A 12,848-nucleotide genomic window follows, 5' to 3' on the forward strand; every position below is an offset into this window, starting at 1 on the left:
ATTATGTTATTACTCAATAATTTTAGCAACAACACCGGCACCAACTGTTCGGCCACCTTCGCGAATAGCGAAACGTAAACCTTCTTCCATGGCAATCGGGTTGATTAATTTGACGGTCATTTGCACGTTATCACCTGGCATCACCATTTCGATACCTTCTGGTAAGTCACATGCACCTGTTACGTCTGTCGTTCTAAAGTAGAACTGTGGACGGTAACCGTTGAAGAATGGTGTGTGACGACCACCTTCATCTTTACCTAACACATAGACTTCTGCTTCGAAGTGTGTGTGAGGTGTGATTGATCCAGGCTTAGCTAATACTTGACCACGCTCTACGTCTTCACGTTTTGTACCACGTAGTAAGATACCAACGTTATCGCCAGCTTCACCTTGATCTAATAATTTGCGGAACATTTCAACACCGGTACACGTGGTTGTGACCGTGTCTTTGATACCAACGATTTCAATTTCTTCACCGACGTTGATAACACCGCGCTCAATACGACCGGTTACAACTGTTCCACGACCTGAGATTGAGAATACGTCTTCAACTGGCATAATGAAGTCGCCGTCTACAGCTCGTTCTGGTAATGGGATGTATGAGTCAAGCGCTTCAACTAGTTTAAGCACTGATGGAACACCAATGTCTGATGTATCGCCTTCTAGGGCTTTAAGTGCTGAACCTGTTACGATTGGTGTGTCATCACCTGGGAATTCGTACATGTCTAATAGTTCACGTACTTCCATTTCTACTAGTTCTAATAGCTCTTCATCGTCAACCATGTCCGCTTTGTTAAGGAATACGACGATGTATGGAACACCCACTTGACGTGATAACAAGATATGTTCACGTGTTTGCGGCATAGGGCCGTCTGCAGCTGAACATACTAGGATGGCACCATCCATTTGCGCCGCACCTGTGATCATGTTTTTAACGTAATCGGCGTGACCTGGACAGTCTACGTGAGCATAGTGACGTGTATTTGATTCATATTCAACGTGTGATGTTGCAATGGTAATACCACGCTCACGTTCTTCTGGTGCATTGTCAATTTCATCAAAAGCTTTAACTTCTCCACCCATGGCTTCAGCCATAACTTTCGTTAACGCAGCCGTTAATGTTGTTTTTCCGTGATCAACGTGGCCAATTGTGCCTACGTTTACATGGGGCTTATTTCTTTCAAATTTTTCTTTAGACATTACGCACCTTTTATTCGAATATTAATTTAAATTAAAAACCACAATCACTTCTTAACAACTAGATACAACTGGAGCCCATAATCGGAATTGAACCGATGGCCTCTTCCTTACCAAGGAAGTGCTCTACCCCTGAGCTATATGGGCTTGACCCATGCCGCAATGGAGCGGGTGATGGGAATCGAACCCACGTGTTCAGCTTGGAAGGCTGACGTTCTACCATTGAACTACACCCGCGGTCATTTCGGCTCTACCAAAAATGGTGGAGGGGGGAGGATTCGAACCTCCGAAGGCTGAGCCGTCAGATTTACAGTCTGATCCCTTTGGCCGCTCGGGAACCCCTCCGAAATTAGCCGACTATTGTCTTTGATTTAATTTTGGCTGTCAACAACCAATATACTTCTTAATAAAAGATTTTAGTCTGTATGTAAACTTTGCATTACCGACTGGATCTCACCGGCACAAATACCCGGTATTTTCTCAATCGCACGATCCATTGCAGCCTCAATTAATACATTATCCGCTTTACTGGGCGCCTTTAATACATAATTTACAACTTTATTACGATCACCTGGGTGCCCCACCCCAAGTCTAAGCCTATAAAACTCTTTGGATGATAAATGCGCGATTATATCTCGAAGACCATTATGCCCGCCATGACCCCCTCCTTTCTTCAATCGCACTATGCCAGGCTCCAAGTCTAACTCATCATGCACAATCATGACATTTTCTGGCTGGACAGAATAATACTTTGCATAGGCCGATACTGACAAGCCACTTTTATTCATAAATGTTTGCGGCTTGATTAACCTAACCGTGCTGTTACCAATTACGCACTTTGACACATCGGCTTTAAATTTAGCGTCATAATTAAAGTGCGCACCTTCTCTTTGAGCCAAAGCATCTAACAATAAAAACCCGACATTATGTCGGGTTTTTTTATACTCATCGCCCGGATTGCCCAGACCGACTATTACTGAAATCATTTATTACTCGCCAGAACCCTCTTCGGACTCACCTTCAGCTGATTCAGCACCTTCAACATCTTCGTCTACTTCTGCTGCTCTGTTGGCCTGAATTGCAACCACCTGCAGATCGTGGTCTTCACCTTGCAACAAGGCAACCATTTCTAGACCATCGGCCAACTTAATGTCGGATAAGTGTAAACTATCACCAATTTCTAGAGCCGATACATCCACTTCTATAAACTCAGGCAAATTATTAGGTAAGCATTGTATCTCAACATCCACTAGGCTATGCGTTACCACACCACCCTGTTTAGCGCCTGGAGCCTCTTCTTCACCAATAAAGTGAATAGGCACATGTACTTTTAATTTTTCCTTCATGCTGACACGCATAAAATCCGCATGCATTAAAATATTTTTCGCAGGATGACGCTGTAACGCTTTGATAATAACGCTTTCTTTCTTTCCATCCACATCAATAGATAAAATATGCGAGAAAAAGGCTTCATTTTCCGTGCTATGCATTAATTGATTATGGCCCAAAGTTATCGAAACAGGTTCTTCACCCGCCCCATAAATTACAGCTGGAACCATTTCTTGTTTGCGTAAACGACGCGTTGCACCTTTACCTAAGTCATTACGAATCGATGCCGCCAATTCAAAGCTGATACTCATCTAACTTTCTCCAAAAATAATATTTAATTTGCGCTAAACAGCGTATTTTGCCACATTTTTTAATCTACGTATAGCGAACTTACTGAATCGCCTTCTACCATTCGACGAATTGTTTCTGCCAGCATCTCAGCAATACTCAATTGTCTTATTTTTTCACAACCCAATGCTGTTTCACTTAAAGGAATTGTATCTGTAACAACCAATTCATCAAGCACTGAACCTGATATATTTTCTATTGCCTTTCCTGATAACACAGGGTGCGTACAATACGCCTTTACACTTATTGCGCCATTATCTTTTAGCGCCTTTGCAGCCAAACACAAGGTACCCGCTGTATCCACCAAATCATCAACAATAACGCATTCTCTGCCGCTTACATCGCCAATAATATTCATCACTTGCGAAACATTAGCCTTTGGGCGACGCTTATCTATTATTGCCAAATCTGCATCGTCTAAGCGTTTTGCAATAGCCCTTGCCCTTACTACACCGCCGACATCAGGCGACACAATCATTAGGTCTTTTGTTTTTCTCTTCCATATATCGCTCAACAAAAGAGGTGACGCATAAACGTTATCAACCGGGATATCAAAAAAACCTTGGATCTGATCGGCATGCAAATCAACAGTTAGTACATGATCTGCACCGGCAGTATCAATCATTTTTGCTATTAATTTAGACGTTATAGGCACCCGCGCTGAACGTGGGCGGCGATCCTGTCTAGCATAGCCATAATATGGAATAACCGCAGTGATACGATTTGCGCAAGCTCTTTTCAGCGCATCAATCATCACCAATAACTCCATCACATGGTTGTTTGTTGGTGCGCATGTTGGCTGTATGATGAACACATCTTTACCACGAACATTTTCGCCAATTTCAACCATTACTTCGCCATCGCTGAATATCTCAACGCTGGCACGGCCAAGCCTCATATTAAGATGACGAACGATATCTTTAGCTAACGATATATTTGCGTTACCAGTAAACACCATGATGCCATTATCTAGCACTATGAACTCCCACTAAAGTATTGAATGATATAAGTATAAAGAATGGCTGGGGCGCCAGGATTCGAACCTGGGATGCGGAGATCAAAACCCCGTGCCTTAACCACTTGGCCACGCCCCAAACTTTATGGCTGCAGATTATACCTGATTTAACCGATTAAAAAACTGTTTAAGCGACTTCTGTAAAGGTGATTCGCTTACGCCCTTTACTACCCACTTATTCCAGCCATCAGGTAACCTTTCTGACAGCAGCACCGCCTCTTGCCGAGTATCGCATTTAGCAAACATACTCGAGCCAGTGCCTGTTAAATAAACCTTAGAGAATTCAGAAAATTGCAGATAAACAGCATCCAACTCTTGACTTATTTCTCTAACAACCGGCAAGCAACTATTATCTTCTTGCCCGTCTAAAAAGTCGCGTATTGTGATGGCTGAATTATCCCGTGTCAAACTGTTATGTGAAAAAACTTCTTTTGTTGAGCAATGATAAGGAGGATTTACCACAACAAACCACTTTTCAGGCAAGTCAATCACTGTCATTTTTTCACCAATACCTTCCGCCCATGCTGACAAGCCCCTAACAAAAACAGGCACATCCGCCCCCAGTTTAAGGCCCAACATTTCCAACTCTTCAACTGAATAACCGAGCCCCCAAACTGCATTAAGCACAATCAACGTAGTGGCCGCATCAGAGCTACCTCCTCCTAAACCGGCACCCATTGGTAATATTTTCTTAAGTATTATCTTTGCACCTAAACTTGCATTTGCTTGCTGCTTTAGTAAATTAGCCGCTTGAACAACCAAATTAGTATTTGTTGCAAGACTGACCGAATTGCAACTTAATGTGATCTCACCATCCTCTGTAGGCACGACGTTTAACCAGTCAGAAATACCTATTAACTGGAAAACTGTTTGCAACTCATGGTATCCATCAGGTCTTTGTCCAACAATATTTAGCATTAAATTTAACTTTGCCGGTGCTGGCCACCAATGCTCTTCCCACTCTGTCACCGCTATTTTTCCATCCACCATTTATCTACAACCAATTTAATTTTTAAGTCTTCTTTTATAAGCGTCACCCTAGCGGGCAATACAACTTCCCCATAACTCTGAAACCGTTCTAATTGCACATTCCAGCCACCCTGCTCAAACAACACGGTATCATCGAGATATTCCCTGCTTGATGGTCCTTGAAACTCGGGGGATAACACACCTCTCACCCAATATTTCATATGCTTTAAAGGTGCTGAATACCCCAATAATGAAGCCAACTCCTCCTCCGAAACATGCTGTAAAACACCCTCTTCATCGGTCAGTAAAATACCTTGCTTTGAATACAATATTTTTGCAACCACGCCCCCTAATGAGGTGCTTAAGGTCAGGTCATCTATACCCTTTCGATGATTCCACTCTAGCGTTGTAAACCAAGACTGCCGCATATTTCGAACAGATAAACGACCCAGCAAACGCCACTCATTAATAGCTAAAACCTTCTCTGCGTTGTGTAAGGTCGGTAAAGAACTTTCCTCAGTTTTTATAATGCTTGTAGAGGCACAGGCCATCAATTGCGAAACTAACAGAAGACAAACAAGACAACGGGTCATTTTAGTTTCTGCAATACTTCAAGTAGGTAACGGTTATCTTTATCCCGTTTTAGTGCTTCCTCCCAGATGGTACGCGCTTCTTTTTGACGCCCTAGCATCCAAAGAGTCTGACCAAGGTGAGCAGCTATTTCACCTTCAGGTGTTTGACTGTATGCTCTTTTTAACAAAACCAGTGCGCTTTCGTAATGACCTTCACGATAATCCAACCACCCCATACTATCTAAAATAGCGGGGTCATCTGGCTTTAATGAAAGCGCCTGCGTTAGGTAACCCCTCGCTTCTTTAAAGCGAAAGGTTTTACTCGCCAATGCGTAACCCAATGCATTTAAGGCATTAACATCCTTAGGCTCTTTTTCTAATACAAACAATAAGTCTTTCTCTGCAACGGACAATTTATCTAGCTCCGTGGCTGCGATTGAGCGCGCATATCTGAGCGATAAGTTATCCACATTTTCACTAATTGCCGACGATAATAAGTCATAAGCCAGCTGATAATTCTGAACATCCACCAAAAGCTCCGCCTCTAACAGGTAAAACCGTGCTGTATTTTTTGGGTATTCATTGCGCAACTGTTGCAAAACACTCCTGGCGCCTTGCAAATCTCCCATTTCTGACTTAATCATCGCGATTGAGACCCAAGAATCTACATGGTGAACACCATTATCCACCTTCTCAAACCACAACAAAGCATCTTGGTACTGTTTCTGATAATAATATATTCGCCCTAAATAAAAGGCTGACTTCGAAGCAAACACCTCTTCGTTATATAAATTTTCAAATACTTTCGCCGCTTCTATAGGGTTATCCAACTTTAAATAAACAAGGCCCAATGCAAAACTTGCCTCTGGGTAGCTTTCCCCATCAGACAACAACTTTAAAAACTGCTCTTTTGCCTCTTCGTACTGTTCATTCTTGGCTAACAACTGACCATAACCCATCAGCAAAGGTTTCGCTTTAAGGTTCTCGACAGCGTTTTTTAAAACCTCTAACGCACGCTCTGTCTCACCTTTTTGCTCCAACACTAGGGCAAGCTGAGCAAACCCCACAGGCCAGGTCGAATCCAACTCAGTAACCTTCACCGCATCCTTTTCGGCTTGAAGCAGTTGCCCTAAATGAGACATCATTTGCGAGCGAGCAAGATAAGCTCCAGCCTCTTCAGGATAATAACTCACCAACTCATCGATCAGATGACCAGCCAAGTCTTTAGACGCATGACGGGAAACAATGTCGCCAATGGCCAGCAAGGTATTTCGTTGAGGCATATCGCTTTCTTTAAGGATTGAAGTAATCAAATCCAAACTCTTCTCTGCCTCACCCGCACGCAAGTAAACTGTTAGAGCAAGCCGTTGCGATTGAAGCGATAGCTCTCCTTTTGCCACCAATATATCAACGGCTAACTTAGCTCCAACGATATCATTACTATACAACGCTATTTGTGCAGCCCTAAGCGCTACCTGTGGATCATTCGAGCGCTTAGCCGCATCAACATAGAATGCAGAAGCCATTTTGACATCCCCACGTTGACCTGCCACCTCGCCACCTAACAAACTATACAATAAAGCAGCATCTAGCTGGCTCGGTTGTACCTGCTTCGTTTTAACCTCAGGCGTTTCTTGCACAAGATTCGATATTGCTTTGCTTGGCTCTACCACTTCAACAGCATCGTTTTTACCTACGTGTGTACAACCTATAGATAAAACAACAAAAACCATCATCACGAACTTTAGAATCATATTTTTCTCACCCACACCCTAATCAACATCAGCCGCCTATAAAACTAACACCTCATTCTCTTTTTACAAGGCAAATCGAAAACTACCTGTTTAAACATATAGAACATTCATAGGGCTAAAACGCTTATAATAACCCAATTAACCTAAAGTAAAACTACCAAAAGCGCATGCTGCTTACGCTCGGACTCAATCACAACACAGCACCTATCGAGATTCGAGAGAAACTCGCTTTCTCTCCTGAGCGCCTCGGTCAATCGCTTCAGTCATTAGCGCAGCTTTCATCCATTGAAGAAGCCGCTATTTTATCCACCTGTAATCGCACCGAAATATACTGTGATATAGCAACGCAACAAACAGATGAACTGATCGCTTGGCTTGCCAGCTACCATCGCCTAGATGAAAGTAGTATTAGAGACTATCTATACAGCCACATTGGCCCCCAATCAATAAAGCACATGTCACGAGTCGCCTGTGGGCTTGACTCCTTAGTGCTTGGCGAACCACAGATTCTTGGTCAAATGAAAACGGCTTATCAACATGCCTCTGAGGCCGGCACCCTGGGAAAGTATCTTGGTCGCTTATTCCAGCACACCTTCCAAGTCGCAAAGAAAGTGCGTACCGATACAGCCATTGGCTCTAGCCCGGTATCGGTTGCTTTTGCTGGCGTAAAATTAGCACAACAAATATTTGGTCAATTACAAGATCAAACCGCCTTACTTATTGGTGCCGGGGAAACTATCGAACTATCAGCCCAACACCTAAAAGAGCAAGGCATTGGTCGATTAATTGTTGCTAATAGAACCCTTGAAAAAGCACATGCCATTGCTTCTCAAGGTAATGGATACGCCATTGAAATTAAAGATATCCCTGAGCATCTCGCCGAAGCAGACATTATCATTTCATCAACGGCTAGCTCACTACCCATCCTTGGCAAAGGGAGTGTTGAAACCGCCATTTCAAAACGTAAACACAAACCCATGTTTATGATGGATTTGGCAGTACCACACGATATAGAAAAAGAAGTTGGTTCATTAAGCGACGTCTATCTTTACTGCGTAGATGACCTAAAAAATATAGTTGATGATGGACTTCAATCACGTCGCGAAGCGGCCGAACAAGCTGAAGATATAATCGACATTCAAATCTCGCACTTTCAAACATGGCTACGTGCGCAAGATGCTTCAAAAACCATTTACCAGCTTAGAACCCAATCGGACAATATACGTGAGGAACTCCTTCAAAAGGCGATTAGTGCGGTAAAAAACGGCCAGCCCGCTGAACAAGCCCTAGAACGTTTAGCAAATGATCTCACGAAAAAAATATTACACGCACCTAGCAGCACCCTGAAGAAAGCTGCATCCGAAGGTAACAACGAATTACTATTAGCCGCTCAACAACTTTTTAACTTAAATAAATAACGTGAATATAACTATCCTACAAAAGCTAGACACTCTGTCTGAACGTTTCGAAGAAATTGCTGGGCTACTCTCTGAACCCAGCATACAAAGCGATCAAAATAAATTTCGCTCTTTGAGTCAAGAGTATGCCCAATTAGATCCCATTGTTAGCACCTACCAGAACTATCTAGCGACACTAGAAGATAATGAGTCTGCAAAAGCCATGCTGAATGATAGCGACCCGGATATTAAGGCTATGGCAAAAGATGAGTTAAAGGACACTCAAGCAGCCCTTGAAAAACAAGAAAATGAATTGCAAATCCTTTTGTTACCTAAAGACCCTAACGATGGAAAGAATGCTTTTCTTGAAGTTCGTGCGGGAACAGGTGGTGATGAAGCAGCTATTTTTTCAGGCGATCTTTACCGTATGTACCTACGATTTGCTGAGAAAAAAGGCTGGAAGTTTGAAATCATGAGTGAAAACCAAGGCGACCACGGCGGATACAAAGAAATTATCGCTCGAATAGAAGGTCACGACGTGTATTCACAACTGAAATTTGAATCCGGTGCTCACCGTGTTCAACGTGTCCCAGAAACCGAATCTCAAGGCCGCGTTCACACCTCTGCATGCACGGTAGCTATCATGCCTGAAACCGATGAAAAAGATGATATTGAAATCAACGCTGGCGACTTGCGTGTCGACACTTTTAGAGCATCAGGATCTGGAGGCCAACATGTTAACAAAACAGACTCTGCGATACGTCTTACTCATCTTCCCACCGGCACAGTTGTAGAGTGTCAAGACGAACGCTCACAACATAAAAATAGGGCTCGCGCGATGTCCTTATTAAAGGCCAGAATCATGACCGCTGAACAAGAAAAAGCTGATGCTGAACAAGCTGAGTCTCGTCGTTCGCAAGTTGGTAGCGGCGATCGCTCTGAACGCATTCGAACCTATAACTACCCACAAGGCAGAGTTACCGACCACCGCATCAACTTAACACTGTATAAACTAGATGAGATCATGCAAGGCGCACTAGATCAGGTGATCGACCCATTAATTCAAGAACACCAAGCAGAACAACTAACACAGTTAAGCGCAGAAGAATAAACCCTCGTTTTGAAGCCCCCCTTGACAATAAAAGAGGCTCTTACAGAAGCTGCAAAAACACTGGTTAGCAGTGACAGCTGCGTGCTTGATAGCGAAGTATTACTAGCCTTCGTACTGAATAAAAACCGTAGCTATTTTAGAGCTTGGCCTGACGAGCTTCTAACTACCGAGAAGCTGGACAGGTTTCAGCGACTTGTTAAACAGCGACAAAAAGGGCAGCCGATCGCTTACTTAGTTGGCGAACGAGAGTTTTGGTCACGACGATTTATCGTTTCAAAAGACGTCTTAATTCCTCGACCCGACACCGAGCTACTCATAGAAATTACCCACGAAACGTTCGCTACCGACCAATATTTCTCAGTATTAGATTTAGGGACTGGTAGCGGCGCCATCGCTATCACCTTGGCATTAGAGTTTCCAAACGCCTCGGTGACAGCCGTTGATAACAGCCAAAAGGCCTTAGCGATTGCTGAAAAAAATGCCCTGCAACATAAGGTTCACAATATTCAGTTTCTGCGTAGCGATTGGTTTGAAACAGTGCCCAATACGAGGTTTGATTTAATAATAAGTAACCCACCTTATATTTGCCCAAATGACCCTCACCTTTTAGAAGGCGACCTTCGTTTTGAACCCTCTTCGGCATTGATTGCTCAACACGAAGGCCTACAGGATCTTGAGCATATTACCTCGCAAGCAAAGTCTTTCCTTAAACACAACGGACTTATCTTGTTTGAGCATGGCTTTCAGCAAGGCACTTTGGTCAAAAACTTGTTAGAATTGTACGGATTTAAATCAACCCAACATTTCCAAGATATTCAAGGGCACGTTCGGGCAACATTAGGCACAAAACCATAAACATTAGGGTTAAAAATGCACGAAAAAGAAATTGTCTTACCTAGAAAACTCGTTAATGAATTACTTCATAACGCACAATTATCAGAAGACCTCGAGGTCTGTGGTTTTATCAGTAAAAACAAAACGGGTCAGTACACCTGCCATCCTGTTCAAAATATAGCTGAAACACCTAGCAAGCGTTTTCTAATGGCGCCTGAAGAACAAATCAGCGTAATGAAAGAAATCCGCGATAAGGGTGAAGAGGTTTTTGCTATCTACCACTCGCACCCCACCGCACCCGCTAGGCCTTCAATAAGCGATACTGAAATGCCTTCACACCCCGAAGCCTATTATTTAATTATTTCGCTAAACACCAAAGGTGTCTTAGAGATGCGCTGTTTCAAATTATTACACGATGAAAATATTGTTGAGATAACCCTAAGAATGGTTGAGGAATAACAACCAGACCGGGTTATCCCTTATTGGCTATTTACTTAACGCTATCGTTGCCAAAAACATTGCTCGTTTTAGTTTTCTTTTGGGCTCCTCTGCATAGTCGCTCAATATATATGCTTCTCTGTAGGCTGAAACAGCTTCATCATATCTTTTCAAATACATGTTTCCATCGCCGACTAACAACCAGTCTTTAACCGTTGGTTCATCTTTTAGCTTTTCAGATATACGCGCAACCTGCTGCTCAACTTCCGCTTCCTCTGCTGACAAAGTCTTAGTCGCCAGCCCTTCTTGAGTTAGTTCCACGCCATTTTTAGTCGCATGGCCACAGGCAGCCAACCATAACGCGATAATAAAAACACTCAACGCCTTCAATATACTCATAACATCCTTGCTATTTATTCTAATAATTAACGTAACACTTTAAGAGAAACTACCCTTTTAGTTTACTTTCCAGCAATTTATTTAATTCTTGTGGATTCGCCTTACCCTGGGTTTGCTTCATCAACTGACCAACAAAGAAGCCTATCATTTTTGTTTTACCGGCTCTATATTGCTCAACTTGCTGAGCGTTATCAGCCATTAGCTGATCAATCATTTTTTCTAAGGCACCTGTGTCAGAAATTTGTTTCAAACCTTCTCGCTCAATCACGTCGTCTGCAACATCCTGACTATTCCACATAAACTCAAGGACTTGCTTAGCGATTTTTCCAGAAATTGTCTTATCTGCAATGCGTCTAACCAAGCCTCCTAATCGTTCAGCACTCAAGGGACTTTGCTGGATATCTAAATTATTGTTATTCAAGTTTGCGCTCAATTCGCCCATCACCCAATTAGCAACAAGCTTCGCCTCTCCATCTGAAAAGTTAACAGCATCTTCGTAGTAATCTGCCATCGCCCGTTGTGTTGTTAATACGTCGGCATCATACTCACTTAAACCATACTGCTGTTGGAAACGTTGTTTTTTAGCCGCAGGTAATTCTGGCAAGTCATTACGCACTTCATCCAACAACTCTGCTGTGATTTCGACTGGTAATAAATCAGGACACGGGAAGTATCGATAGTCGTTCGCTTCTTCCTTAGAACGCATAGAGCGTGTCTCATCTTTATTAGCATCATACAAACGAGTCTCTTGAACCACTTGTCCGCCTGTTTCGATCACATCAATTTGGCGCTCAACCTCATGTGCAATGGCTTTTTCAATAAAACGAAATGAGTTTAAGTTTTTTATCTCTGCACGGGTTCCAAAGGCTTCTTGCCCTACTGGTCTGACTGATACATTAACATCGCAACGAAAAGAACCTTCCTGCATATTGCCATCGCAAATTCCTAAATACTGCACAAGAGTATGTAGTTTTTTAACATACGCTACTGCTTCTGCGGCAGAGCGCATATCCGGCTCAGAAACAATTTCAAGCAACGGTGTTCCTGCTCGATTTAAATCTATTCCCGTCATCCCATGATAGTCTTCGTGCAACGATTTACCCGCATCTTCTTCTAAATGAGCCCGCGTAACACCTATTGTTTTTGTTTTACCATCCACCTCTATATCTAACCGCCCTAAACCAACAATCGGCTTATCAAATTGACTTGTTTGATAACCCTTAGGCAAGTCAGGATAAAAATAGTTTTTCCGTGCGAACACTGAATATGGAGCGATATGCGCACCAATGGCCAAACCAAATTTCACCGCAAAACGAACGGCCTGCTCGTTCAACACCGGCAATGTACCCGGTAACCCAAGGTCCACCGCACAAGCCTGCGTATTAGGTTCTGCGCCATAAGCCGTTGAAGCACCCGAGAAAATTTTAGATTGAGTCGCTAACTGAACATGAATTTCAAGACCTATAACTGTTTCCCACTGCATCC

General features: G+C 43.0%; 13 protein-coding genes and 4 tRNA genes. 4 read left to right on the forward strand and 13 right to left on the reverse strand.

All coding sequences use genetic code 11. The features are described 5' to 3' along the window. Window positions 1–9 precede the first annotated feature (9 nt). From tuf to CYCPU_RS0109010, 11 genes are all read right to left on the reverse strand, one after another. Window positions 10–1,200, reverse strand: coding sequence for an elongation factor Tu (gene tuf, locus CYCPU_RS0108960; RefSeq protein WP_015006521.1), 1,191 nt, complete (start codon window positions 1,198–1,200; stop codon window positions 10–12). A 69-nt stretch (window positions 1,201–1,269) separates the two neighbouring features. Continuing rightward, window positions 1,270–1,344: transfer RNA gene (locus tag CYCPU_RS0108965), tRNA-Thr, on the reverse strand. A gap of 16 nt (window positions 1,345–1,360) precedes the next feature. Beyond that, window positions 1,361–1,434: transfer RNA gene (locus CYCPU_RS0108970), tRNA-Gly, on the reverse strand. A 23-nt stretch (window positions 1,435–1,457) separates the two neighbouring features. Next, window positions 1,458–1,542 (reverse strand) — tRNA-Tyr (locus CYCPU_RS0108975). Between the two features lie 71 nt (window positions 1,543–1,613). After that, on the reverse strand, window positions 1,614–2,183 hold the full coding sequence (gene pth, locus CYCPU_RS0108980; protein ID WP_020162522.1) for an aminoacyl-tRNA hydrolase: 570 nt from the start codon (window positions 2,181–2,183) through the stop codon (window positions 1,614–1,616). Window positions 2,184–2,186: 3 nt separating this feature from the next. After that, entirely contained in the window at window positions 2,187–2,837 is a 651-nt protein-coding gene (locus tag CYCPU_RS0108985; protein ID WP_016390630.1) for a 50S ribosomal protein L25/general stress protein Ctc, read from the reverse strand. A gap of 59 nt (window positions 2,838–2,896) precedes the next feature. After that, the gene (locus tag CYCPU_RS0108990; RefSeq protein ID WP_015006535.1) at window positions 2,897–3,850 is read right to left on the reverse strand and encodes a ribose-phosphate diphosphokinase; all 954 of its coding nucleotides are present in this window, start codon (window positions 3,848–3,850) and stop codon (window positions 2,897–2,899) included. Between the two features lie 43 nt (window positions 3,851–3,893). Then, window positions 3,894–3,968, reverse strand: a tRNA-Gln gene (locus tag CYCPU_RS0108995). Window positions 3,969–3,985: 17 nt separating this feature from the next. Further along, complete coding sequence (ispE, locus tag CYCPU_RS0109000) at window positions 3,986–4,879, reverse strand: 4-(cytidine 5'-diphospho)-2-C-methyl-D-erythritol kinase (RefSeq protein ID WP_015006536.1); 894 nt, start codon at window positions 4,877–4,879, stop codon at window positions 3,986–3,988. Then, window positions 4,861–5,451, reverse strand: a complete 591-nt coding sequence (gene lolB, locus CYCPU_RS0109005; RefSeq protein ID WP_016390628.1) for a lipoprotein insertase outer membrane protein LolB — start codon at window positions 5,449–5,451, stop codon at window positions 4,861–4,863. Before lolB ends, ispE begins: the two co-directional genes overlap by 19 nt. Beyond that, entirely contained in the window at window positions 5,448–7,184 is a 1,737-nt protein-coding gene (locus CYCPU_RS0109010; RefSeq protein WP_020162523.1) for a tetratricopeptide repeat protein, read from the reverse strand. The genes lolB and CYCPU_RS0109010 overlap by 4 nt, the downstream gene beginning before the upstream one ends. A gap of 167 nt (window positions 7,185–7,351) precedes the next feature. Here CYCPU_RS0109010 and hemA point away from each other — a divergent pair, with 167 nt between their 5' ends. The 4 genes from hemA to CYCPU_RS0109030 are packed head-to-tail and all read left to right on the forward strand — an operon-like array spanning window position 7,352 to window position 10,985. Continuing rightward, complete coding sequence (hemA, locus tag CYCPU_RS0109015; protein WP_016390626.1) at window positions 7,352–8,602, forward strand: glutamyl-tRNA reductase; 1,251 nt, start codon at window positions 7,352–7,354, stop codon at window positions 8,600–8,602. Between the two features lies 1 nt (window position 8,603). Next, window positions 8,604–9,692 carry a peptide chain release factor 1 gene (gene prfA / locus CYCPU_RS0109020; RefSeq protein ID WP_020162524.1) on the forward strand — a complete coding sequence of 363 codons (1,089 nt, stop codon included), beginning with the start codon at window positions 8,604–8,606 and terminating at the stop codon, window positions 9,690–9,692. Window positions 9,693–9,713: 21 nt separating this feature from the next. After that, window positions 9,714–10,547 (forward strand): peptide chain release factor N(5)-glutamine methyltransferase, encoded by an 834-nt coding sequence (gene prmC, locus CYCPU_RS0109025; protein WP_015006541.1) that lies wholly within the window; start codon window positions 9,714–9,716, stop codon window positions 10,545–10,547. A 15-nt stretch (window positions 10,548–10,562) separates the two neighbouring features. Beyond that, window positions 10,563–10,985 (forward strand): M67 family metallopeptidase, encoded by a 423-nt coding sequence (locus CYCPU_RS0109030; protein WP_020162525.1) that lies wholly within the window; start codon window positions 10,563–10,565, stop codon window positions 10,983–10,985. A 27-nt stretch (window positions 10,986–11,012) separates the two neighbouring features. Here CYCPU_RS0109030 and CYCPU_RS0109035 read toward each other — a convergent pair whose 3' ends face one another. After that, the gene (locus CYCPU_RS0109035) at window positions 11,013–11,363 is read right to left on the reverse strand and encodes a hypothetical protein (RefSeq protein ID WP_020162526.1); all 351 of its coding nucleotides are present in this window, start codon (window positions 11,361–11,363) and stop codon (window positions 11,013–11,015) included. A gap of 49 nt (window positions 11,364–11,412) precedes the next feature. Continuing rightward, entirely contained in the window at window positions 11,413–12,846 is a 1,434-nt protein-coding gene (gene gatB, locus CYCPU_RS0109040) for an Asp-tRNA(Asn)/Glu-tRNA(Gln) amidotransferase subunit GatB (protein ID WP_020162527.1), read from the reverse strand. Window positions 12,847–12,848 lie beyond the last annotated feature (2 nt).

This window comes from Cycloclasticus pugetii PS-1 (assembly GCF_000384415.1).
Taxonomy (GTDB): domain Bacteria; phylum Pseudomonadota; class Gammaproteobacteria; order Methylococcales; family Cycloclasticaceae; genus Cycloclasticus; species Cycloclasticus pugetii.